The sequence below is a fragment of the Methanopyrus kandleri AV19 genome (assembly GCF_000007185.1).
GTDB lineage: Archaea > JAADCQ01 > Methanopyri > Methanopyrales > Methanopyraceae > Methanopyrus > Methanopyrus kandleri.
The window spans coordinates 428827-449436 of the sequence record NC_003551.1 but is presented as its reverse complement, the minus strand read 5'-3'; the positions used below and the strand labels follow the sequence as shown (position 1 = coordinate 449436).

At 57.5% G+C, this 20610-nt stretch carries 25 protein-coding genes; 21 read left to right on the top strand and 4 right to left on the bottom strand.

Features of this window, described 5'->3' with window-relative positions:
- Positions 1–10 precede the first annotated feature (10 nt).
- Positions 11–3751: an AAA family ATPase gene (locus MK_RS09390; RefSeq protein ID WP_158295894.1), complete on the bottom strand. Its 3741-nt coding sequence runs from the start codon at positions 3749–3751 to the stop codon at positions 11–13.
- Between the two features lie 90 nt (positions 3752–3841).
- Between MK_RS09390 and mptA the strand changes: the two genes are divergently transcribed.
- From mptA to MK_RS02575, 4 genes are all read left to right on the top strand, one after another.
- A complete protein-coding gene (gene mptA, locus MK_RS02590; RefSeq protein ID WP_011018855.1) occupies positions 3842–4819 on the top strand; it encodes a GTP cyclohydrolase MptA in 978 nt (325 codons plus the stop codon).
- Positions 4820–4821: 2 nt separating this feature from the next.
- Entirely contained in the window at positions 4822–5358 is a 537-nt protein-coding gene (locus MK_RS02585) for a DUF2120 family protein (protein ID WP_158295893.1), read from the top strand.
- Between the two features lie 113 nt (positions 5359–5471).
- A complete protein-coding gene (gene lysA / locus MK_RS02580) occupies positions 5472–6620 on the top strand; it encodes a diaminopimelate decarboxylase (protein WP_148679516.1) in 1149 nt (382 codons plus the stop codon).
- Entirely contained in the window at positions 6592–7851 is a 1260-nt protein-coding gene (locus MK_RS02575; protein ID WP_148679515.1) for a radical SAM protein, read from the top strand. Before lysA ends, MK_RS02575 begins: the two co-directional genes overlap by 29 nt.
- Here the strand turns inward: MK_RS02575 and MK_RS02570 are convergent.
- Positions 7802–8497, bottom strand: coding sequence for a hypothetical protein (locus tag MK_RS02570; protein ID WP_148679514.1), 696 nt, complete (start codon positions 8495–8497; stop codon positions 7802–7804). The two genes, MK_RS02575 and MK_RS02570, sit on opposite strands and share 50 nt — an antisense overlap.
- Here MK_RS02570 and MK_RS02565 point away from each other — a divergent pair.
- The gene (locus MK_RS02565; RefSeq protein ID WP_148679513.1) at positions 8484–9422 is read left to right on the top strand and encodes a hypothetical protein; all 939 of its coding nucleotides are present in this window, start codon (positions 8484–8486) and stop codon (positions 9420–9422) included. The genes MK_RS02570 and MK_RS02565 overlap by 14 nt on opposite strands.
- Here MK_RS02565 and MK_RS02560 read toward each other — a convergent pair.
- The gene (locus MK_RS02560) at positions 9419–11743 is read right to left on the bottom strand and encodes a VWA domain-containing protein (protein ID WP_148679512.1); all 2325 of its coding nucleotides are present in this window, start codon (positions 11741–11743) and stop codon (positions 9419–9421) included. The genes MK_RS02565 and MK_RS02560 overlap by 4 nt on opposite strands.
- 28 nt (positions 11744–11771) lie before the next feature.
- Positions 11772–12815, bottom strand: coding sequence for an AAA family ATPase (locus MK_RS02555; RefSeq protein ID WP_148679511.1), 1044 nt, complete (start codon positions 12813–12815; stop codon positions 11772–11774).
- A gap of 53 nt (positions 12816–12868) precedes the next feature.
- Between MK_RS02555 and ehaA the strand changes: the two genes are divergently transcribed.
- From ehaA to MK_RS02475, 16 genes are read left to right on the top strand one after another with little or no spacing between them, the layout of a single operon-like run.
- Positions 12869–13162 carry an energy-converting NiFe hydrogenase A subunit EhaA gene (gene ehaA, locus MK_RS02550; protein WP_011018847.1) on the top strand — a complete coding sequence of 98 codons (294 nt, stop codon included), beginning with the start codon at positions 12869–12871 and terminating at the stop codon, positions 13160–13162.
- On the top strand, positions 13159–13680 hold the full coding sequence (locus MK_RS02545; protein WP_011018846.1) for a hypothetical protein: 522 nt from the start codon (positions 13159–13161) through the stop codon (positions 13678–13680). Before ehaA ends, MK_RS02545 begins: the two co-directional genes overlap by 4 nt.
- A complete protein-coding gene (locus tag MK_RS02540) occupies positions 13677–13940 on the top strand; it encodes a DUF2109 family protein (protein WP_011018845.1) in 264 nt (87 codons plus the stop codon). The genes MK_RS02545 and MK_RS02540 overlap by 4 nt, the downstream gene beginning before the upstream one ends.
- Complete coding sequence (locus tag MK_RS02535; protein ID WP_011018844.1) at positions 13937–14179, top strand: DUF2108 domain-containing protein; 243 nt, start codon at positions 13937–13939, stop codon at positions 14177–14179. Before MK_RS02540 ends, MK_RS02535 begins: the two co-directional genes overlap by 4 nt.
- Positions 14172–14459 (top strand): EhaE family protein, encoded by a 288-nt coding sequence (locus MK_RS02530; RefSeq protein WP_011018843.1) that lies wholly within the window; start codon positions 14172–14174, stop codon positions 14457–14459. The genes MK_RS02535 and MK_RS02530 overlap by 8 nt, the downstream gene beginning before the upstream one ends.
- Positions 14416–14925, top strand: coding sequence for a DUF2106 family protein (locus MK_RS02525; protein ID WP_011018842.1), 510 nt, complete (start codon positions 14416–14418; stop codon positions 14923–14925). Before MK_RS02530 ends, MK_RS02525 begins: the two co-directional genes overlap by 44 nt.
- A complete protein-coding gene (locus tag MK_RS02520) occupies positions 14922–15599 on the top strand; it encodes an EhaG family protein (protein ID WP_011018841.1) in 678 nt (225 codons plus the stop codon). Before MK_RS02525 ends, MK_RS02520 begins: the two co-directional genes overlap by 4 nt.
- Positions 15583–16254 (top strand): proton-conducting transporter membrane subunit, encoded by a 672-nt coding sequence (locus MK_RS02515; protein ID WP_011018840.1) that lies wholly within the window; start codon positions 15583–15585, stop codon positions 16252–16254. The genes MK_RS02520 and MK_RS02515 overlap by 17 nt, the downstream gene beginning before the upstream one ends.
- Before the next feature lie 12 nt (positions 16255–16266).
- Complete coding sequence (locus MK_RS02510) at positions 16267–16470, top strand: hypothetical protein (RefSeq protein ID WP_011018839.1); 204 nt, start codon at positions 16267–16269, stop codon at positions 16468–16470.
- Positions 16471–16479: 9 nt separating this feature from the next.
- A complete protein-coding gene (locus tag MK_RS02505; RefSeq protein ID WP_226988704.1) occupies positions 16480–17325 on the top strand; it encodes a respiratory chain complex I subunit 1 family protein in 846 nt (281 codons plus the stop codon).
- Between the two features lie 10 nt (positions 17326–17335).
- Positions 17336–17575, top strand: coding sequence for a hypothetical protein (locus MK_RS02500; protein ID WP_011018837.1), 240 nt, complete (start codon positions 17336–17338; stop codon positions 17573–17575).
- Positions 17572–17916, top strand: a complete 345-nt coding sequence (locus MK_RS02495; protein ID WP_011018836.1) for a DUF2104 domain-containing protein — start codon at positions 17572–17574, stop codon at positions 17914–17916. Before MK_RS02500 ends, MK_RS02495 begins: the two co-directional genes overlap by 4 nt.
- A complete protein-coding gene (locus MK_RS02490; RefSeq protein WP_011018835.1) occupies positions 17913–18353 on the top strand; it encodes a DUF1959 family protein in 441 nt (146 codons plus the stop codon). Before MK_RS02495 ends, MK_RS02490 begins: the two co-directional genes overlap by 4 nt.
- Positions 18350–18838, top strand: coding sequence for an NADH-quinone oxidoreductase subunit B family protein (locus MK_RS02485; RefSeq protein ID WP_011018834.1), 489 nt, complete (start codon positions 18350–18352; stop codon positions 18836–18838). Before MK_RS02490 ends, MK_RS02485 begins: the two co-directional genes overlap by 4 nt.
- The gene (locus tag MK_RS02480) at positions 18819–20048 is read left to right on the top strand and encodes a nickel-dependent hydrogenase large subunit (RefSeq protein WP_011018833.1); all 1230 of its coding nucleotides are present in this window, start codon (positions 18819–18821) and stop codon (positions 20046–20048) included. The genes MK_RS02485 and MK_RS02480 overlap by 20 nt, the downstream gene beginning before the upstream one ends.
- Positions 20030–20608: a 4Fe-4S binding protein gene (locus MK_RS02475; RefSeq protein ID WP_011018832.1), complete on the top strand. Its 579-nt coding sequence runs from the start codon at positions 20030–20032 to the stop codon at positions 20606–20608. The genes MK_RS02480 and MK_RS02475 overlap by 19 nt, the downstream gene beginning before the upstream one ends.
- The last annotated feature ends 2 nt before the right edge of the window (positions 20609–20610 follow it).

Below are 20610 nucleotides of genomic sequence, written 5' to 3'. Positions count from 1 at the left end.
AGGACCGAAGTCACCCCGCGAGGCGCTGGTACTCTTCCTTCAGTTTCTCGTACTCCTCCAGCTTCTCCTTGGGGACGGAAGGCGGTACTTTCTCGACGGCTTTCTCGAAGTGTCTACGCTCCACTCGAAGCTCCTCGAGTAATGCTTCCTTTCTGGCCTCAAGTTCTTCCTCGGTCTCCGATTCCTTCTCAATCCTCTCCAGCTCATCGAGCACCTCGCGGAGTGCCAACATCGCCGCCTCCATGCAGACGGCCTCGATATCGGCACCGGTGTACTTCGCGTCCTCTTCGCGTTCTCTCCTTCGGAGTATCTCGACGATATCGTCGACGGTTAGGTCCTCCGCCAGCGGCATGTCTCGGGTGTGGATCTTCACGATCTCCTTCATCGCCTCCTCGTCCGGCGGTGGTACGTACACTATCCTGTCGAAGCGGCCGGGCCTCAACAGCGCCTCGTCGATAATGTCCGGACGGTTAGTCGCCGCGATCACGAAGACGTCCTCGGTGGCCTCGATACCGTCCATCTCCGTCAGCAGCTGGTTGACGATGCGCTCGGTGACGCGTGAACCTCCGACCTCGGTACCGCGTTTGGGAGCGATCGCGTCGATCTCGTCGAAGAATATCACGCACGGGGCGGTCTGTCGGGCTTTCTGGAAGATCTCCCTGATCTTTTTCTCCGAGTTGTGCAGCAGGACTCCCTGGCCTCCGACGAAGTTGTGGCCCAGCTTCACCTCCACGACATCGTACACGTACTCATCGTCACGGTCCAGCGGTACGATCTCCTTGATCTTGTCGAAGTACAGGTGCTCGAGCTCCGCCTTCATGAGACCACCGTCCGCGGCGACGCGATCCGAGATGTACTCGACTTCGACGTAGGTGTAGGGGCTTCCGATGAGCTCCGTCGGAATGTCGGAGCGGCCCCTCGTCCACTTCCTCTCCGCCAGGAACTTCCGGATCCGCTCGTTCTTTTCGGACTGCGCGAACCCGACCTTTTCCACGAACGTGCGGATGTACTCTGACTTGGTGATCATGACGCGGTATCTGGTGCTCCCCTTTGTGTCGTCGCACTCGTACCTGCGCGCCACGATGTCCAGAATCTGCAGCGCGACGAGGAGTTCGTCGGCCAGCCGCTTGCTCACCGTGGTCGCTTCGATGATCGCAGATCGACCGTGCGGCTTCACCGAGAACGATCCGTCGCCGGTGTAGTACCCGCGCAGCGCGGCGGCGAGCAGTTCGGGCTTCAGTGACAGAAGCGGTCCGAGCCGTTTCTCCCGAGCTTTCGTGCCCAGCTTCTCACATAGTTGCCTGAGCTTCCGACTCTTGATCCAGTAGCTGTGATCACTCTCATAGTACCGGCCCTCCCAGCCCTTCTCTCGCACGATTCGGTCGATTTCCTCAATAACTTCAGGGTCCTTATTGTGGATCCTGACGGCGTCCTTCTGGTTCGTCAGGCTACCCTCCGCCACGTACAGGCCCAGCAGGAACGCCAGGTCCTCATCGATCTTGATTCCGTCAATCTCGTCCGAGTCGCCCGCCGGAAGCCTCGCCGGCAGGACTATCCAGTCTCCTTCCGACAGCTCTGAGGTCGGCACGTCTACAATCTTGCCGTCACGGACCGTGAAGACGGAGTGGTCTTCGGTGACGATGACCTCCCGACCCGTGCGCGTGATGATCTTCACGAGACCGGTCCGACGGCGGTGCCGGGCGACTCGATCCACTGACGACCAGACGACACCCTCCTCCGTCAGTGCTGCGACCTCGACGTCCCGGCCCTCCTTCCACAGCTCGTAGAGGTCCTCGATGGGTATCAGCTTAGCCTCTCCGTCGACCTTCGCCCAGACGACCTCGTCGCCCGGGATCGACTCACCTACCCATTTACTGAGAACTTCAGGTCCCCTGACGGCGATGAAGTTGGCATCCGACTCGTTCGCTACGGCCTTGGCGAGTAGGGTCTTGCCGGTACCAGGCGGGCCGTAAAGCAGTATGCCCTTAGGAGGTCTCGTGCCGAGTTTCTCGTACACTTCCGGGTACTTAAGCGGGTATTCGACGGCTTCCTTCAACTCCTGCTTGACATCCTCGAGTCCTCCCACATCGTCCCACGATACGTCCGGCACTTCGACAATGACTTCGCGCAGCGCCGATGGTTCGATCTCCTTCAGCGCCTCCATGAAGTCGCGCATAGTGACCTTCAGCTCCTCCCGGATCTCGGGCAGCTCCTCGGCTTCGAGCACTTTATCCAGCGCGTCGGTGTACGCGACCTCTTCCTTCTCCTCTTCCTCGGCCTCCCTTAGAACGCGGCGGAGTGCGCGTTTCTTCTCTTCCGGAATCCTAGCGCGATCCAGGCCCTTCTCCAGTACCTCCATGAGCTCCTCGTCCGACAGCTCCGAGACCTTGACGGCGACTTCTCTCTCCTCCTTTTCACCCTTTTCGGCCAACTTGGCGCCGATCTTTCGGATTGCCCTGCGCAGAGCCTTCAGTCCAGCGCTCTTACAGAGGGCCTCGAGATCCGCACCTGTGAAACCGTGGGTGAGTTCTGCCAGCTTGTCCAGGTCGACGTCGTCGGCCAGCGGCATATCGCGGGTGTGAATTTGGAGGATTTCCTTCCTGCCTTCCTTATCCGGCACTCCGATCTCGATCTCTTTGTCGAACCGTCCTGGTCTTCGAAGTGCGGGATCGATGTCGTCAGGGCGGTTCGTCGAGGCCAGTACGACCACACGCTCGTCTTCGGACAGTCCGTCCATGAGGGTGAGCAGTTGCGCGACGACCCGCCGTTCGACCTCGCCGGTCTCCCCGCGCTTGGGAGCGATCGCGTCGATCTCGTCGATGTAGATTATCGCCGGGGCGTTCTTACGGGCCTCCTCGAAGACCTCACGGATCCTCGCTTCGCTCTCGCCGTAATATTTGCTCATGATCTCCGGCCCGTTGATAGAGTAGAACTTCGCCCCGCATTCGTTCGCTACGGCCTTGGCGAGTAGGGTCTTGCCGGTACCAGGCGGGCCGTAGAGTAGCACGCCCTTCGGCGGCTTGATCCCTAATTCTTTGAGAAGTTCCGGTCGCTTGAGCGGGAGCTCGACGTACTCCCGGATGAGCTCGATCTCTCGGTCCAGTCCTCCGATGTCGTCATACGTCACGTCCGGGATTTCCGCGGCTTTCGCGAGGTCCTCCGAATACGGTTTGACCTCGATCTCGGTTTCGGGACCGATCACGGTGGCGTCTTCGGGCTCGATCCCGACGACGAGCAGGCTGTCCGGGAACTTGATCAACACGTGTCCCGCGATGGTCTTGCCTTGAACTTCCAGCGGGATCACGTCCCGGTGTGTCGCGGGAATCGGCGTCTGCTGAGCACGTGACCGTAGGTACCGCTTGATCTGCTCCAGGATGTCCTGCTCGTGTTCTCGGGTCAGTTCCTCTTCGACCTCTTCTTTTAGCCCAGCCTGGACCGGAACGACTACACGCTCCGTGGGCATCAGTTCGACGCGCTTGGCGACTTTCTCTTCGGCCCGGTCTACCTCAACTGGCTCGCCTACGGAGGCCCCAGCATTCTGCCGCTCGTACTTGTCCATCCTCACTATTCCTTTACCGACATCCTCCTTCTTCGCCGGCAGGACGCGTGCTACCGTGGTCTTCGACCCGGTGATTTTGACGAGATCTCCTTCTGAGACTCCAATACGATCCCGCGAGGCTTTATCCATGCGTACCGCGCGCTTACCCACGTCCTCGGGATAGGCTTTTTCTACGCGGAGCTTAATTGGCAAGCCTGGCACCCCCGACGTGATACGTTCCTCCGGTCCGAATAGTGAACTACCGTATAAAGAGCGCCGTACCTCCTTAGGGGAGGGTACCCTTTGCGGTCTTGCTTCCCCGATGTTCAGAGTGCCGACCCTCAGATCCCGGCTCACCTCACCCGGGTCGGGATCAGCGGGATAAAGAAGCTCGTAAAAATACCGCGTCGCGGGAAGCGCTCCATCGTACTCGTGTCCACGTTCAACCTGTTCGTGGATCTCCCCGCTCACCAGAAAGGGATCCATATGTCACGCAGTCACGAGGTGTTACAGGAAGTCCTCGAGGAGCTTGAGATGTCGGTTGAGGGGAGTGACACCGTCATTGAAGACCTCTGCTCGCGGATATCCCGAAGACTCCTGGAACGTCATGATTACGCGACGCGATCGGAGGTTTACATGACCGGCGAACTAATACTATCCCGGCGGACTCCGGTGACGAAGCTCCCGACTCAAGAACCTTACAAAATCATCGGTCGTGCGGTGTCCAAGAGGACCGATAACGGCATCGAGACTAGGAAGATGGTCGGAGCCGAGGTAGTCGGACTGACAGCGTGTCCGTGCGCCCTCGAAATGATGCGCGAGCACGGTAAAGAACGCGTGAAGCACAGGTTAATGGAAGAACTCGACTTGGAAGAGGAAGAGGCGGAAGATCTCGCCAAGAAGATAGTGCGTGAGGATGTGCATCCTATGACCCATAATCAGCGAGGAGTGGGGACTATACTCATCGAAGTGTCCGACGTGCATAGGGTGAGCATCAACGATATCATTGAAATAATAGAGGAGTCCATGAGCGCCCCGACCTACGAGCTACTGAAAAGACCCGATGAGCTTAAGGTCACGTGCTCTGCGTGTGAGAACCCGAAATTCGTCGAGGATTGCGTCCGCGAGATGATCAGGCGAATTGTCGAACGGTTCGACTACCTTCCCGACGACGCTGTAGTGATAGTCCGCCAGGTGAACAAGGAGTCCATCCACAAACACGACGCGTTCGCGGAACGTGTGACTACCATGGGAGAGCTAAGGAAGGAACTGGGGAGTTGATCGTGCCCGGCACCCCGATCCACATTCATCGACTCGCCAAGAAGATCATGATGGAACTGGACGCTTTCGAGGGCTCGCGGCCGCTATTGGATGACGTAGACGTCCTCATAGTCCGCGGTATGAGTAGGGGTGAGGATTGGGATCTCGATAATCTGCAGGGGTACCTGGAGAGCGTCCTCGAGCGATGCGACGTTGAGGTGGTCGACCCGGAATCTCCGGAGGGTAAGGAGCTGATAGAAGAACTGGGGAAGTTCGTGGTGGAGCGCATTCAGGCCCAATACGCGGACGAAGAGCCCGTCTCCGTGCGTCCCGTGGAGAACCCCATGGAGGCCGTCGACGCCTTCACCCAGGGTGAAATCTTCCTCGACCCGCTGGGCTTCGAACGTCTTAAACGCGACCTCGAAGCTTTGGGTTGTGTCGCCGCCTACACCTTCGGCCGAACTCCGGACGACTTAGGGGTCTTCCTAGCCGCCTGGGCGGACCGGAGTGGCATCGGACCTAAGTCGGTGGAGCTACTGGTCGCCAACTTGAAGGGGTAGTCCCGCAATGATAGAAACGGAACACGTAGCGGTGGTTAAAGTCAGTGGTCGAGAGCTCGACGACATCCTGGAGGAGGCCGGTACGAGGACACCGGTGTACGTCTACGACGCGGATGCTGCCCGTAAAGGCCGCCCGCGAATATCAGGAGGCGTTTTCTTGGTTCCCGGATCGCGTGTACGTATGCTACGCGATGAAAGCGAACTTCAACCCATACCTCGTCGAACACATCGTAGACGAGACTCGAGCCGCAGACGTGGTGTCGCTGTGGGAGATGAAGGTCGCGGTCAACGCGGGAGCGGAGACAGTGGTGGTCAACGGCAACGCGAAGTCCTCGGATGAGATCCGCGCGGCCGTGGAACGCTCGTGGGTGATCAACGTCGACTCCTTCGAGGAGTTCCAACGTATCGAAAAAATCGCGCGGCATGAAGGTGAGAGGGCCTTAGTGGCGCTCAGGGTCAACCCGAAGGTGAGTCCCGATACCCACTCTCACATCGCCACCGCGGTCGAAGGGTCGAAGTTCGGTGTTGAGCTGGAAATCGCCGAACGAGTCTGCAGGCGGATGATCGAATCGGAGTGGGTCGAGTTCCTGGGGCTTCACTACCATATAGGCTCCCAAATCACCGATTTGAGGCCGTTTTCAGAGGCGTTGAGATCCGTCCGAACGTTTCTCGAGGACACCGGACTGATCGAGGAAATCTCGTACCTAAACATCGGCGGTGGGCTCGGGATTCGGTACCGCCGAGGTGAGGAGGTACCGTCTCCTCACGATCTGGCGGAGGAACTCCAGGAGGACCTGAAAGAGCTTCACTCCGAGTCGTCGGGGTTCGACCTGTACCTCGAGCCCGGTCGGAGCATAGTGGGTGAAGCCGGGATCCTGGTCACAAGCGTCAGACAGGTCAAACGGGGACGTCGGAGGTGGGTTTTCGTTGACACCGGTATGAACGCCCTGATACGACCAGCTCTTTACGATGCTTACCACGAGGTCGTCGTTCACGGTGGCGATTACTCGGCCACCGAGAAGGCCTCCGTGGCTGGCCCGCTGTGCGAGAGTGGGGATGTACTCGCCGAAGACCGGGAGCTTCCCATCGATATTTCGGAGGGCGACCTCGTGGTGTTCCTGTCCGCCGGTGCCTACTGCGAATCTATGGCCAGCAACTATAACTGCTACCCGATTCCGGGCTCGGTGGTCGTACGGAACGGGGAAATCACCGGAGTCCGAAGGGTCCAGGACTATGAGGCGTTCTCGAAAACATGGTGGTGACCTTCGGGAGCGCGTACTCCGCACACTCGCGGAGAAGGGTCCGCTCTCCCGCCGTGAACTCATGGACGAGGTGAGCGGTAACCGGGGTCTCATCAGCAAGACCGTTAACGACCTCCGTGATGAGGGGCTTATCGAGCCGACTCATCGCGGGTTCGCCCTCACCGAGGAGGGGTTCCTGGAGCTGGTACGGCCGAACACCGACTACGAATACCGTAACGAACCCGTTCGATTGTCTACGGACGGTCCGGAAGTCGAGGCGTTCCTCCGCGTGATCACGGGTCGGTCCAAAACGCGGACGGGAAGCATAGTGGCGACGACTAGGTGCGACATGAGGTGCAAGTTCTGCTACTACAACCTAGTGCGAGATCACGTCGAGCTGACACCGGAGGAGATCCTCCGTGAGGCGGAAAAGCGGGTTAAAGCGGGGAATCGTGAAGTCGTAATTCAGGGAGCCTCACCCCATACGCTCGATACGGACCTTGTGGAGGCCGTGGAGCTCATCAAGCTGGAACTAGGGGTCGACGTGGGTGTCGGAACGGGCCCTCTCATCCCACTCGATCTACTAGAAGACCTCCAGCGCGCCGGCCTGGACTATCTGAAACTCAGCCTTTCGGGCCGCACACCAGAGGAATGGGAGGCGATCACGGGGCGTCGTCGCGGATTCGAGGAGTTTTGGCGTGTCGTGCGATGGTGTCACGAACACGGGCTCGAAGTGACGTTCGTGGGCGGGGTCGTCGGACTACCCGGTGTTCCTCCTGAGGCCGACGCGGAACGGATCCTGTCGATTCTCGCTCTTAACCCTCGAAAAAGGATCGTCCAATTCAACCCAGCTCAAGACCCAGCCCGGGGGCCTCTTTCGCCACTGGACAGGTTGGAACTCATATACAAGACAGTGCGGTCGAAACTCCCTGAAGACGTACTGGTAAAGAGCTGCTGTATCTCCCCGATGACGTGGTCACCACTGTACGATATTCGAAGATACTTGGATAAAGTGGTGTGTATGCTCGGAATCGAATGTCGGGAGTACGACGGCTGTCCCTTCACCGGCCGCGTGCTGGAGCAGCGGATCATGAACGAACTCTACGAGAAGGGGTCCGTGAGTACCGAGGAACTCGCCCGTAGACTCCGAATCGCTCGTAGTAGGCTCAAGCGTCGGCTCGAGTCGATGGAATCCAGAGGACTCATTCGTCGGACTGAGAGTGGTTGGACGATCGCTCGGAGAACCTCTTGAGCTCTTCCCGAGGATTGTCTGTCCTCGGGGAACCTTGGAGTCCATGCGCGCGCAGGACTTCCTCGACGGTGTGCTTATCGGGTTTGATCTCGACAACCTCGAATCCCGCGAGCTCCAAGATTTTCCGGGCCTCGGCGTAGTACTTCTTGTCGGTGGCCAGCATGGCGATGATCGGGATCTTCAGAGCCCGCGTTAGACACCACGTAACTATCGTCACCGAGAACACCACGACTTCATCGATCAGGGGAAGCCGTCGGACCTTGCCCTCGATCACCGCGTCGCCCACTACTACGGCATCGACGGAGATCCACCTCCGCGGACCCGTCACACGTAGCGTGTTGACGAAAGTTTTAAGTATGGAAACCGGTAGGTTTCCACCGAAAGTCAACACTATCGGGACTGGTTTCTCACAGGCCGCTATCGCCGTCGTGGATTTCCCCACCCCTGGCTCGCCTACGAGCACGACGTTTCGCCCTTCCCCTACGAGCCGCCGTACCAGCTGGATATACCTCGTTTCCACGACCTCGTCCGGCTGCCCGGACCACGGCTCCGTCCGAAAGGTTTCCGAATGATCTTTATCGGCGTTGACCTCTTCAACGACTGCATCCAGTAGGGTGGGGAGCACCTTCACCATGTACGCGAACATCGAACCCCTACTCTCGGCGTTATCACGTGAGTTCAACGTCAACTTCGACGTGATCCCCGTAGTTGAGGATCGAAGCACCATCCGGGTCTCGTTGCCAGATGAAACTGTCGAAGTTTGCGTCAAGAGACCTTTCATGTCACCCTTCCTTAAATCACTAGCCCACCTGGCTAAAATCGCGGATGATGAACTCTCCGGTCTCGAGAGGTTCGAGGTGGTTGAAGGAGACGATAACAGTTTAGACCTTAAATTCGTGGGTACTTCCGGAGCGGTCGATGTGAAAATGATCGCAGAGACAGCGATCCCGACGCAGTTCATCGCTCAGCTGATGCGATCGGGGATCAGAAAGTTTCGAGTGACGCACAAGACGTTTATGACGAGGAAAATGGACGACGAAATGGCCGTGATAAGTTTCGTGGATGATCGTCACTATGATACGTACAAGGAATATATGGAAAGACTGAAAGAACTTGAGGTTAGTTGCGCGGTAGGTTGGGTCAATTCGCTGGGCTGTGAGGCATTCTTCCCAAAGAGCGTTGAATCCATTTTAGAAAATTGGCATAGCGTAGAGGCAGCATCACAGATGATTCACGCTGGCGTAACTGACGTTGTATTACTTGAACATAATTACTCGAAGTACCTATTCCGTGAGTTCCATACAAAGTTTCGTCGTAGTTGGGAAAAGGAAGGTATCTCGTATCGAGCCCCGCTCGGAGAACTGTATCCAGACTACGTTAATGAGATCATTCTAGCTCATAACTTCCTCAGAAGCCTAAGCATGGACGTACGCGGTATGATTAACGTGAGCTTGCACCGGGATAGGATGGTGGTAAAAACGAGCAGGCGTGAATGCTCGGTATGGTACGAGGATATCCGAGAGGATGCCATGGAAACAATGCAGGCAGTGGAGCGGGCGTTAGTCGGCTAGTCCGATATCATGTCAACGAACTGACGGAGTTTCTCGCGGACACCTTCACGATCTCTCGGATTAACCTGGACTACTCCTCCATCGAATTCTTCTGTTATGCGTTTGAAAATTGTTGGTCCCGTGTGTTCGAATTCGTCCTTAATTAGTAGCGCGTACAGTTCAACGTCGTCACGATCACTTAGCAAGTTTCTGATCCGAATGAAGTCATCGTGCATGAATATTGCGTCCGTTATGTAAATGATCTTGCATTTATCGTAATCCACGTTTTCTAGTGAGTCTAGCACTTTGATCAGCGGTTTTACGGGGTCGGTACCACCTCCGGCGGGTATCCCTAGTATCTTCTCGATGAGCTTCCTTCGATTGATCACTTCTTCGAAGTCCTTGAGTTGATGGACCTCCGATCTGAACGCCCACAGGCCGATGTTTTCTATCCCCACGGTCTCGAACAGAGCAGCCGCCAGTGTCGCAGCTACCTCCATCTTGTCCCCGCTCATAGATCCGCTCGAGTCGAGCAGGATGGCCACCTTCGGTTCGTCCTTGTTGCGGAACTCACGGCGGTACAGCGTGAGTGGGACGTTCTTGAAGTAACCCTCCTCCAAGCTGCGCTCCCAATCCACGTCGGACAGGAAGTCGGCTTTATCGAAACCGTACAGCCACCCGAAGTGCGCCTTCGCTTCTCCCTCCTCGACGTCCTCGAACTCGCGCGATATCTCGTGACCTTCATCCAGGATCTTCAGCGATTCGCTCTGTAGAATCTTGAGGAACTTCTTGCGCTCGGGGAACGATCGGTCGATCGTGAAGGCGGGATCTCCACCCTTGCCGACTCCTGAGGCACTCTCCGTCGGTGTCGGGCCACTCTCCCCTTCGGTTGGCTCTCCTCCGCCTCCTTCCTCGGATACGAACGAAGGGGACTCCGAAGCACCGGCTGAAGGACCTTCGCCGTCACCCTCAGCTTCCCGCTCCTCTGGTCCCTCCTGCAAGTCTTGAAGGAGCTCCTCCATCCGCTCCTTCAGTTCCTCCGGTACGTAGTACCCATGTTCCTCAGCTCGTTTCAGCTCTTCCAGAACTCGTCGCACTACATCCTGTCCTACGTCCTTCGCCCACTCTTCGAGCTCTCCCATCGTGGATCTCAATAGGTTCCTCACCTGCTGACGGAATTGGTCGTCGGAGAGATTCGGGATCGACTTGATCATGTCGTTGGCCTGAACCGTGCTCAGGAGTGGGTTCCTGAACTTGCCACGTCGCTCGATACCTTCGACCACGAATTGAGCCTGTTCTAGCGATGCCGTGTAGTCCGACGGGTCTTGGCCGACTTCATCCTTGACGTGGTTCGGGTCCATGGGGGCTCCACGACGGTACGCCTCAACAGGGTCGGACGACGGTCCTCGTTCGGTGAGTTGCCGCTCTATCGCCCTTTCAAACATTTTAGCGGCGCGCTCCCATCGGTCGTTGGCGGCTTGGATGGCCTCGGAAACGCGCTTAGCGCGCTCCAGGGCTTGTTCAACACCCACCTGTTCGGCGAGTTCGTTGAGCCGTCGGGCGAGCTCCGAGAACATCTGCCGAGCCTGCCGGTTGAACGCCTCGTCCGAGAACGCCTTCTCAAGTTCCTCTTGATCCGTCGAGTACGAGTCCGAAGCGTGAGGTGAGGCTATGGCTTCGACCTTGCTCTCGATGGGTGACCCTAATCGGTTGAGAACGTCTAATCTGCCCTGCTCGGCTAGTTTCTCGATCACCGAACGTGGAACGTGCTGCTGAAGGAGGCTTCCCACCATCTGCTCATCGGTAATGTTCTCAAGCATGCGCTTCTTCTCGGGTCCGAAGATGGCGGTCTTTAGTAGGTCCATGATCGCCTCGTCGGATAGCTGCGAACCGAACGTCTCAAGGACACGTTCGAGATCTTCCCGGTTGGGTTCTTCTCGGATGTCTGCTTCATCAACGTCGACCAGTGACTCTAGCTCTTCACGAACCTCCTCGCTCGCGTGTGGGATGAACTTCCGGAGGGACTCGACGGCTTCTTCGTCAGCTTCCTCCTTGAACAGAATCTTAGCGAGTTCTTCCGCTACGATAGCGCGTGCCACCATCACGCGTTCGTACGCATCGAGCGGCTTCTTGTAGCCGTGCCGGGCGAAGTGTCTAATCGCCATGTCTACGAACGTCTGGAGGTCTACGGAGTCACCATCCGCTAATACGGTCAGCTTCCGGAAAAATCCCTCGGGTAGGTCGGGCGGGGCGTGGACGTCGCCCCTACGCTTGAGTCGCTCCATAAGCTCTCCTACTACTTCGGTAGCCTCTTCCAATCGTATTTCGGTTTTGAAAGTCAAGGCTGCCTTTTCACCCGATTCGGGTTAGTCAGGACTTAAACACGGGTTTGAGCTTCTCCTTGATCTTACGTTCTAGGGCGTTCCTTCGAGCCTCGAACTCCTCGGCTTTTTCAGAGTCTAATAACATATCGCCCAGGATCTTATTAGCCACGTTCCTGGCGACTGTATCCACGTCGTATCCCATTTTAATACCTATAGCGACCGTCTGCGCCACGTCCTTAGCGACGTCGACACCTTTACCCATGTCCTTGATCAGGGACGCTAGATCTTCCAGCACTTCCTCGGCCATCTTAGTCAGCTCGATGATCTGTCGAGCTGACTCGATGGCTATACGTTTGTAAATTTCTACGTCGTATTCGCCCCACGGGACGAGTTCAACGCGCCTTAGAAGAGCTTCGTCGAAGTTAGTAGTGCCTTTACCTTCTGGGTTGAGCGCGCCTATTCGCATTATGGCTCCCGTTTCCCCGAAATCGATTGGGGAGTGCGGGATGTAGATAACTTCGGTGTCTTTTTCGAAGATATGGATGAGCGTTGGGATCATATAACCTGGGAATCGGTTAACTTCATCGATGAAGAACAGACACGCTCCACGGCGTCGAGCGTCGTTCACCACGTCCTTGAGGTAGCCGCCTACGTAAATGAATTCCTTAAGTGCCTCAATGGCCTCCTCGTACTCCATATTTCCGACCTCGGTGTACTCCTCGGCGATCTTATCGGCGACTGGGAGGGCGGCCACGTCGACACCTCCTATGAACTCCTGCTCTCGCGCCTCCTGGTGGCCACGCATGACCACTACTGGAACGTCGTACAGCTCGCCGATAAGACGGACGAGCTTCGTCTTACCCGTACCCGGAGGACCGACGAGCAGGACGGGGGTTTGTTCGACTATCAGCGTCATGTACATGGCCGCAAAGTCGCGCCGATGTTCTTCGTCGAAGAAGTATCCATACTCCTCAAAGTCTTCGATAACCTTATATGGGTCCTTTGGAAGCCTTACGAATCCCTCTTCGCCCTCGAATATTATCCAATCATCTTCGATAGTAACCTGAGGTCGCATGATGATCTTACTCAATATGAAACCCCCACTTCGGGAACCGCCCAAGAGATGTTGGGGGAAACCTTAAAATGAAAGACCCTGGATTAGTGGCTGTGGGAGTGGCGGCCGCCGTTGCGTTCGGGACGGCGCTAGCGCTGGGGCTACCACCGATCCAGCGCGATAAACCCCGCAGGAAGTCATGGGAAGTCTCGGCTGCGTTTCCCACGCCGGTGATAGCCGCCGGCGCGACAGTACTCGTGATCAGGGTGATCGGGTACCATCCTCCGATACCGCTCGCGATCGTAGGCGCGGTCGTTGGGGCGTTGTCGGCGGCCTTCACCGCGTACATCGAGAAGGTGTTCCCCCGACCCGAGGCGGGGTGATCGGACTGCAAGAAGGACTCCAGATTCTGCAGATAGTCGTCGGATCAGTCCTCGCGTGGCTGAACTTCGTCATCGTAGATATACTTATGGGATTGCCGGAAGCTCCAGGTGTTAAAGGCGCAGAAGCCATCGGGCGCTCAGTCGAACGCCGAGGAGGTGACATCGCCGGCGGCTATTTCATGGGCAACATAGTGTGTTCACCCGACGCGTCGGCTGGTACCTTACTGGCTTCCTCAGGGTACTACTGCCTAGGAGGACCGGAAGGTGGGTTGGTCGCGGCTCTAGCGGTGTACTTGGGTAATCGTCTGTGTGCCGACCCCGGATACGCCGGTACCCTCGGGTCGCTCACGGCCACCGTGTTGGTGACCCTCTACGATAAAGTGCTTGGAATGGATCCTGCCAACTTCGTTGCTGGAATGGTGATAGCGATCATGACCATCCACGGGATCGACCACCCTCGAGCGTCCCGGTTGATCGGTGATATCGCACGCCGGATGGGGAGGGGGGCCGAAAAGTGATCTCCGCACAGGCGGTGATGGCGGCCATCGTAATCCTGATGTCACTGCGCCTCCTGGTGGCGAGGGATCTTTACGCTCAAATGCTCTATCTCAACGTGGTCGGGTTCGGACTCGCGGGTCTCGTAGCGACGACGTGGCGCACCGACATGGGTCTGATAGCGGCCCTGTGTGTGTTCATCTTCTCAACGCTCGAGTCCAATGCCGTCTCCTACACGATCCAAAAGATCGAGGAGATCAGAAGGGCGGGCGAGTTGGATTGAACTGGCTCCTCCTCACGTCGCTCACAGCCTGCGTCTTGGGGTCGATCGCCACGGTGTTACGCCGTGACCCACTTCAGAAGCTTCCTTCGATTGCGCTGGTTAAATCGGGTATGATCTGCGCCGTAGCTGCGGAGGGATACCTCGACGTCGCTGCCGCCGGTGTGGCCCTCGAGGCGGTAGGGACGATAATGTTCTGCGTGTACCTGATCCGGATTGAGGAGGTGAGGCGAAGTGCATGAGTGCGAGGCCATCCTATACACCGGTGCTTTCATGATAATCCTCGGCACGCTAGGGGCGGCGATAGGACCTGCTCGTTCAGATCCAGTTGTGAAATCTCTCAACCTGGAACTGGCAACGGTAGGCGTGTGCCTGGTATTCCTAGCGTTCAACCACCTACTCGCCCTGATCACGTTCATCGCAGTCGGCGCCTTTACGACCCCGATATTGATGAGGGCGATATTGAGGGTGGAGGCCAGTGAGCGTGACCGCGAAGTTCTCGAGGGCTCTGAACGCGATTAGACGGCCTGAAAGTATGGTATCAGTGTACTGCCTTCTCCTAGCTGTACTCGCACTCTTGGGTTTGCATTGTGGACATTCGTACCATCGGGAGCAGCTCTACCCTCGGCCCGCGCCGCAGGTTCAGATGAAGGCCGGAGATCCACTCGCCCCCTACGATCGCGGGGGAGTCCCACTCGAAAGTCCGGGAGTGACTATCTCGCAGTACCCCCAGTTCGAACCCGTCCGCGGGTGGGTCACCTCCTACCTGACACCGTTCACCAGGTGGCTGGCCCATAACTCCAGGCACTGTGGTACGACGATCGTGTCCCATCCTGGTGGCATCCTCGATGAGATCCTCTACTACACGCGGGGCTTGGATACTGTCCTGGAATCGTCCATCATGTTCGTGGCTTTCGTGACGTTCTCGTGGATCGTCCGAACCAAGACGATCGGCGAGGAGGAAATGGAGAGGGAGGGCGGCGAATGATAGTCCCTCACGTCGTCCCAGAGATCACCGTGAAAATGTACCACGTGGCCGTAGCTGCCGGAATAGCGGTGGGTCTGATCGCGGCAGTCGACATCGCGGCGGATCGCAATCCGCTCAACAGGCTGACTATGACCGACGCACTGGAAGTCGGCTCGTTGACACTCCTAGCCTCCGTCGGTACCGACCTAGCGGAGTGCTTGATTCTACCCGGACTGGTGGTCGGTCTGGCCGAGTTGATAGCTACGGCGGAAGTACTCGTCGCCCGATACACGGATGGGGATTCCCTACCCGAGTTCGAACCCTTGGACATGGAGGTCCTCCGCACGGCGCCGACGGCCATCATGATCGGGCTGGTGGTCTACGGGGTGCTACTTACGGGCTTCACCGGAGGAGCCGTGGCGGGCTCAGGAGCGGCGTTCTACCTGTTCTCCAGGGCGAACCGACCGCACTACGAGGAGTGGCGCGGGATGGAGTCAATCTCGGGGATCGGTTGGGCGTTCTGGGTCGCCGGTTTCAGCACGTTCTTCCTACATCCCAAGGCGTGGCTCCTAGCCCTGATCTTGGCGGGTACTGGTGGAATACTCGTCAAGGTCGGTCCCAAGCTCACGCTACTGGGCTACGCCATGGGTTACGATGTGAGAGCGGGGGCCCGACGACGTGTACCCGAGCGGTAAGGTACTTTTCATAATACCGCTGGGCGACATAGTACCATACCTAAGCACGATTAACATGATCATATTGGCGGTCCTTCTCGCCGTTCTCGCACTTCCCATCCTCAGCAATACCGACGTGTACGTCGAAATAGACCACCGCAGGCCCCGGATTAAAGCCAAGATCGTCAGCCCGCGGGAGGATAAGATCAAAGCGGCCCTGGCTCTAGTCTCGACCCTCGCGGCCACCGGCGTAGTGACCACTGGAGACGTTTTCAACTTCACCCTGTTCCTTTCGCTGCTCGGAATCTCCAACATGGGGCTGATAGGCACCACCGTCGAGGACGAGTTCGCGCTGGAGTGTGCTTTCAACTACGGTCTCATGTGTTTGATAGCCAGTTTACCCCTTTTCGGAGGTGCGGCACTAATACTCGCCTCTACGGGTACTTTGAGCGTCCATGAGTTGATGAAAATGCCGAAGGGAGCGGGAGGTTGGACATTAACTTACGGTAAGGCCCTGTTAACGGCGGGGGTCATCGGAGAGGCCGGAGTCGGTCCCTTCTACGCGGTTAAGGTGGACTCGTTCCGGCGGATCTGGGGCCGATACGCCTTCGTGATACACCTGACGACGCTGTTGACGTTCTCCCGCTACCTGGAGTTGCTTGCGGCCTTACCCTAGGGGGGCGGTGGCGTGCGGTGGGTACCGGTAGTAGCGGTACTGGTGGCGGACATGACACTAGTGTGGGCTGATGTCGCCAGGCCGTGGCTCGTGGACAGATATCACGGAGTGTTCTCTGCTCTAACGATCCTGGCGATCGCCCTCACGATCTTCGTCCTAGGATGGGCGCTCTCGCCTCGAGGTGATCGGGATAGGACACCTTTCCTGGGGTACTGAGCGTTGATCGTGCTCGAAACGCTGGTGGGGATCACCGAAGCCTTCTTGGTCGGAAGCGTGTTCCTCGGACTGCATCGGAAGGTAATGGCGCGCATTCAGCGTAGGCCGGGACCGCCGATAGTTCAGGAGTTCCTCCACACGTTGAAGTTTATGCTCAAGGAAGGATACGCCCCACTGACCTCGGCGGAGTTCCTGTACTGGATGGTGCCGGTTTTCAACGTGATAATCTGGTCGGCTGCGGTCACCATCTCGGCAGTGTATCGGGGTAATTTGCTCCCGTTCTTCGCCCTGTACGCGTCCTACAAGGTTCTCTCCCACGGTGCCGGAGTGTCCTCAGGTTCCACTTACACCAAGATCGGTGGTGTGCGACACGCCATTATGCCCGCCGGCGAGCTGGCGCTGGCCTGTTCTCTGATATCGGCGTACTTCGTAACAGGGCACATGGATGTAACCGGCATACTGGCGTGGGAACACGCTCACGGCCCGCTGATAGAACACATCCCGTTCTCGGCCTTGGCGTTCTTCACCCTCCTGTGGGTAGACTCACCTTACTCCCCGTTGGATCCTTCGAAGGGATACGACATCGTCGAGGGTTACCTCACGGAATATCCGGGGTTCCTGCGTGGGCTGATGTACGTGGCTGAAGCCATCAAGTACTACTGTGAGCTCTGGGTCTTCCAGGCGGTGTTCTTGGGGATATCCGACCCGGTCTCTCACCTCCTGACCATGGGGGTCCTCACGCTACTCCTGGCCTCGATGTGCGCGCTGACGCCGATACTGAATCCGTACCAGGCCGTCGGGTTCCACGTGATAATAGCCTCAATGATGTTCCTGGACTTCCTGGTCCTCGGATAGGGGGGTCCCGTTGCGCTCGCACCTCTGCGTACTGTCGCTGTCCCTGGTCGGGATGGCCGCGATCCTGCTCCTCGAGCACTCGATCTACGCTAAAGCCGGAGGAGTGCTGCTGCTAGCGTCATCGGTCATCTTCCTCGTTTGCGCCAGGTTGGAGCACGTATTACACAGAACCGAACAACTGGCGGTGGTGGCAGCGATCCTGCTGATCCTCGGTGTCTCGATACACGCGCTAAGGGTGGGTCACCTATGATCGGTTTCGAGGGCAGGATGTTCGTCGAAGCAGTGATCGCGGGCGCCGTAGCGATGTTCCTGGTGGGATCGTTGGTGGGTCTCGAGTACAGCTACCGTATGTACCCCGAGATCTTCCGGGAGCGGAGAGTGGATCCGATCAGTCTACTGCTGGCGGTATTGGGATGGACACTTCTGGCCGTCTCCTGGATGCGATCGGTGCCGGTAGGGATCTGGATAGCCGCGTTCCTGATCGGATATGTGGTGAACATGCGACCAGGGTACGGACGAATTGAAACCGTGTTAGGAATTGCGACTTTTCTCGCCGCTCTTACCTGGCTTGAGGGGTTAGGACCGCGATGATGCGGTTCCTAATAAGACGTAAGAATATCACTGAAGAGGACCTAAACGAGCGCTACGCTGAAGATCCGAATTTGGTACTCCGCATCAAGAAGTGGATTCTCACCAGTTACGCATATCGTCGGGATATCGTGCACCGTCTGGCTGAGCTCCTGAACGTCGACGAGGACCATGTGATCGACGTGCTGTCCAGAGCACGGTCTTGTTCCGGGCTCTATGGGTTACACTCCGAAGTTGAACAAGCTGAGCGACTTCTGGACAACGTTGACGATGAAGTGATCACTTTAGCGGTGCTTATGGATGTGGTTAGTGATGGGAAACTTAGTGAAGCTCTAGAGGATGAACTACTGCGAATGTTTGAAGGACGAAAATCCGTGCCGATAGACCGTAAGGAATTAACAAAGTTCTTCACTTCTCTCCGTGAGAGGGGGATTATATGAGCCTGAAGTCAGCGCTTAAAAAATTGAAAGGGTTTGTGAGATCTAGGTCTATTCATGTGACAGTAGTGAACACTGGTGGGTGTAATGGATGCGATATTGAAATTTTAGCTTGCTACACTTATCGATACGATCTAGAACAGTACGGTATCTATTACCACAATAATCCGAGGAAATCTGACGTTCTAATAGTTACTGGACCAGTTACGTATCAATGGCGAGATAAGCTAGTCAAGCTGTACCACAAGGTCCCCGAGCCCAAGGCCGTCGTCGCTGTGGGCACCTGCGCGTGCTCTGGCGGCATCTTCAACCAGCGAGGAGGCCGCGTATGTGGGCCGGTACGCGAGGTGATCCCCGTAGACGCTGAGGTTCCAGGATGTCCACCACGGCCCGAGGAGATAGTCTCCGCGGTCGTCGACGTGCTTCCTGCTTTGTTCCGCAGTTGGGAGTTCCGTAGGGGTGGGGCCCGTGAAGCGCAGGAGGCGTGAGATCCAATCCAACGTCCAAGTCGTGGACGTCGAGACGGGTGAGATCGAGCCGATATCACACCGTGTCCCCGTGGGTCCTAATCATCCGATCCTCAAAGAGCCCCTCCGGATCAAGCTGGCGGTCCGAGGAGAAGAGGTTGTGGACTGCAAGGTGGAGATGGGATACTGCCACCGTGGTATCGAGAAGATCATGGAGGGAATGCCCTGGCAGAAGGCCGCCTTCCTCGCTGAACGAGTCTGCGGAATCTGCTCCCACGCGCACAACATGTGCTTCATCGGAGGTGTCGAGAAACTCGCCGAAGGAGATCCCGCTCCGCGTGGATTGTTCCTCCGCGTCCTCGTGCAAGAGCTAGATAGGATTCAATCCCACCTCATCGCCAACGCCGCCTACTTCTACTCGATAGAGCATGAGACTATGTTCGTGTGGAACATGAACACTCGTGAGCGCGTCCTGGACTGCATCGAAGAGATAACCGGTAACCGGATCCTGACGGGTTGGAACGTCGTCGGTGGTGTTCGAATGGACGTCACCGAGGACCAACTGAACAACGTCCTCGAAACCCTGGACGCAATCCGTGACGACGTGATAACGTACCGACGAATCGCCAAGAACGATCCCTTCATCAAGCTCCGATCGCGTGGTGTCGGGGTGATCACTAAGGACCATATCAGGAAGTACCGAGTCGTTGGGCCGCAGGCTAGGGCTTCCGGAGTCCCCGAGTCTGACATGCGTCTCCAAGAGCCCGTTTATCCGGAGCTGGGCTTCAAGCCCGTTTACAGGAAGGAGGGGGACAACCTCGCCAGGATCTTGGTCCGATACGACGAGTGTTTGCAGTCCATAGAGCTCATCGAGCGGATCGTCGATGAGTTGCCCGAAGGGAGGCATCGACGGGAGCTGGAGGTGAACGCGGGACACGTCGATAACCGCGTCGAGGCCCCACGAGGGGAACTCGTGTACGATATGGAACTAGCTCCTGGAGGAGTCGTGAAGCGCGTTACGATCCGCACACCTTCCGTCCCGAATATCCGAGTCCTGGAGGCGATAGCGCCTGGATCTCCTAGCATCGCAGACGCCGTAGCCACATATGCGAGCTTGGACCCGTGCGTCGCGTGCAATGAGAGGTTCGTGGTGATCGATGAACGGGAGGGTAAGGTTCTCTTAGAAGGGAAGGCGCGGGAGGTGATCCGCGCTTGCTCCAGGACTTCCTGAACCACATATTGAGCCGGGAAGGATCCAAGCGTCTGCTCGACGCTCACACCTCCCGAGAGATCATGCAAAGACCTCCCAGGTTCCGGGACTTCCCGGACGTCGACCTGGATCGGTGCATCTTGTGTGGGGCTTGCGCCGACGCTTGTCCAGTCGAAGGACGGGACGGATGTCCGCCCGCAATGGAGATGTCCGAGGAAGGACCCGTCCTGCACAAGGAACGGTGCATCCGCTGCGGTCTCTGCGTGGAGGTCTGTCCCACCGGAGCCATCGAGATGGGTACGCTTCACGAGGAGGTCGAGGAACGAGTTCAGCCGCCCAAGCCCGCCCGCATCGTCGTTGACAGTGACTTATGCGTAGGTTGTGGTAAGTGCGAGAGTGCCTGTCCGTCCGACGCCATCACCGTGGAGGAGACTGCCGAGGTGGACGAAGAGCGCTGCGTGCTATGCGAGGTGTGTCTGGAAGTCTGCCCAGTTGCGGGTGCCATCAAGCTGGTTCCTACAGACACCGACGAGCTAGTGAAGCGGTGGAAGGAGTACCTCGAAGCTTCGCTCCGGGGGTGACC

Coding starts and splice junctions, on each gene's coding strand:
- lysA (WP_148679516.1), top strand. CDS start 5,472: ATGCTGCCCGTAAAGGCCGCCCGCGAATATCAGGAGGCGTTTTCTTGG.
- MK_RS02575 (WP_148679515.1), top strand. CDS start 6,592: ATGAGGCGTTCTCGAAAACATGGTGGTGACCTTCGGGAGCGCGTACTC.
- MK_RS02565 (WP_148679513.1), top strand. CDS start 8,484: ATGTACGCGAACATCGAACCCCTACTCTCGGCGTTATCACGTGAGTTC.
- MK_RS02570 (WP_148679514.1), bottom strand. CDS start 8,497: ATGTTCGCGTACATGGTGAAGGTGCTCCCCACCCTACTGGATGCAGTC.
- ehaA (WP_011018847.1), top strand. CDS start 12,869: ATGAAAGACCCTGGATTAGTGGCTGTGGGAGTGGCGGCCGCCGTTGCG.
- MK_RS02520 (WP_011018841.1), top strand. CDS start 14,922: ATGATAGTCCCTCACGTCGTCCCAGAGATCACCGTGAAAATGTACCAC.
- MK_RS02495 (WP_011018836.1), top strand. CDS start 17,572: ATGATCGGTTTCGAGGGCAGGATGTTCGTCGAAGCAGTGATCGCGGGC.
- MK_RS02490 (WP_011018835.1), top strand. CDS start 17,913: ATGATGCGGTTCCTAATAAGACGTAAGAATATCACTGAAGAGGACCTA.
- MK_RS02485 (WP_011018834.1), top strand. CDS start 18,350: ATGAGCCTGAAGTCAGCGCTTAAAAAATTGAAAGGGTTTGTGAGATCT.